The 2407-nt window shown below is 68.6% G+C and carries 2 protein-coding genes; both read right to left on the reverse strand.

The features are described from left to right. Positions 1-1210: protein translocase subunit SecF (gene secF / locus ACYQ8K_RS29970; RefSeq protein WP_459974983.1), on the reverse strand; the 1210-nt coding region annotated here is incomplete at its 3' end. Between the two features lie 4 nt (positions 1211-1214). Then, the coding region (secD, locus tag ACYQ8K_RS29975) for a protein translocase subunit SecD (RefSeq protein ID WP_459974985.1) at positions 1215-2407 on the reverse strand (1193 nt) is incomplete at its 5' end.

Consider the following 2407-nt stretch of genomic DNA (forward strand, 5'->3'; position numbering starts at 1 on the left):
GGGCCGCGGCGCGGGGTTCGGGGCGGCGGGTGTGGCCGCGTCGGCCCCCCCTTGCGCCCCCCGCGGGGGGGCGGCGGGCGCGGGGGGGGGGGCCCCCCCCCCCCCCCCCCGAGCCGGGGCTGCGCCGCCGCATCACGCGTCGGGTATGGGTGCCCACCAGCTCGGTGCGCTCGCGCAGCGTGACCAGCAGCGGGGTGGCGAAGAAGATCGACGAGTAGGTGCCGACCAGGATGCCGACCAGCTGCACCAGCGCCAGGTCCTTCAGCGTGCCGACACCCAGCAGCCACACCGCCACGACCATCAGCGCCAGCACCGGCAGCACGCTGATCAGGCTGGTGTTGATGGACCGCATGAACGTCTGGTTGATCGCCAGGTTGGCCTGCTCGGCGAAGGTGCGCCGGGTGGTGTGCTGGAAGCCGTGGGTGTTCTCCTCGACCTTGTCGAACACGATGACGGTGTCGTACAGGGAGAAGCCGAGAATCGTCAGCAAGCCGATGACGGTGGCCGGCGTGACCTCGAAACCGACCAGCGAGTAGACCCCGGCGGTGACGCTCAGGTCGAACACCATGGTCGTCAGCGCGGAGATCGCCATGTACCGCTCGTAGCGGATCATGATGTAGACGCCGACCAGCACCAGGAAGACGGCGAGCGCGATCAGGGCCTTGTCGGTGATCTGGTCGCCCCAGGTCTCGGAGACGGCCGCGTCGCTGATGGCCTGCTTGCTGGGCTTACCGTCGGCGCCCTTCGGCTTGAAGGCGTCGAACAGGGCGTTGCGCAGCTTCGTGGTCTGGTCGTTGGTCAGCGTCTCCGAGCGGATCTGCACCGTCGCGCCGGCGCCGTTGCCGACGACGACCACCGACTCCGGGTCGTTGCCCAGGGCCTTGCGGAACACCTCCGTCACCTGCGAGGTCTGCACGGTGCCGGCGGCCCCGGCGACGGGCATCGACACCGTCGTGCCGCCGTTGAAGTCGATGCCGAAGGTGAAGCCCCGCAACAGGATCGACAAGACGGCGATGGCGACGATCGCGCCGCTGATGCCGAACCACAACCGGCGCCGGCCGACCACCTCGAACGCGCCGGTGCCGGTGTAGAGCCGCGACAGGAAGCCGTGGTGCGGCTGCCCGGCGGCGGCGCTATCGGTCAATTCCGTTGCGCCCTCGGATGCTTCGGTGATCTCGGTGGCGTCTTTGGAGGCTTTGGAGGGAGTCATGCGGTTATCCCCGTCCCGTCTTGACCTGCGCCGAAGCCCGGCGTTCGCGGGCAACCTGCTGAACGGCACCCAGGCCGTTGTAGGCGGGCTTTGCCAGCGTCGGGGACTTGGAAGCCAGGTACACCAGCGGCCAGGTCACCAGGAAGACCACCACGATGTCGAGGACCGTGGTGAGGCCCAGGGTGAACGCGAAGCCGCGCACCTGGCCGATGGCCAGCGCGTACAGCACCGCGGCGGCCAGGAAGGTGACGGCGTTACCCGACACGATCGTCTTGCGGGCCCGCACCCAGCCTCGTGGCACCGCCGAGCGGAACGAACGGCCTTCGCGGATCTCGTCTTTGATGCGTTCGAAGAAGACGACGAACGAGTCGGCGGTGGTGCCGATACCGATGATCAGACCCGCGATGCCGGCCAGGTCCAGGGTGTAGTTGATCTGACGCCCCAGGATCACCAGGATCGCGAAAATCATTGCCCCGGAAGCGGCCAGCGACAGGGCGGTGAGCAATCCCAGCACCCGGTAGTACAGCAGCGAGTACAACAGCACCAGGATCAGGCCGATCGCGCCCGCGACAAGTCCGGCCCGCAGCGAGGTCAATCCCAGTGTCGCCGAAACGGTTTGGGCCTCCGACGATTCGAAGGACAGCGGCAGCGAGCCGTATTTGAGGACGTTGGCCAGCTGCTTGGCGGTCGCGGCGGTGAACGGCGGATCGCCTCCGCTGATCTGCGTGCGGCCACCGGGAATGGCTTCCTGAATCATCGGCGCGCTGACGACCTGTGAGTCCAGGGTGAACGCGGTCTGGGTACCGATGTGGGCGGCGGTGAAGTCGGCCCAGGTGTTGGCCGCGGCGGACTTGAACTGCAGGTCGACGACGTAGCCGATGCCGCGCTGGTTCTGGCTCGCGCTGGCGTCCTGGATCTGGTCACCGCTGATGATCGACGGGCCCAGCAGGTAGGCGACCTTGTGGTCGGTCGAGCAGGTGATCAGCGGCTGGGCGGGATCGTCGTTGCCGGCCAGGATGTCTTCTTTGTCGCAGCGCGTCGCCTGGAACTGCAGGGCGAGGAACTGGATGCCCTGCCGCGTGCTCTGGCGCCACTTCTTCTCGTCGGCGATGCGGTCGGCGAGTTCCTTGCGCGGATCGGGCGGCGCGGGCGCTTCGGCGGGCGGGGCCTGGTCGGCCGGCGCGCCCGGAGCGGGCG

This window comes from Mycobacterium sp. MUNTM1, assembly GCF_054660795.1.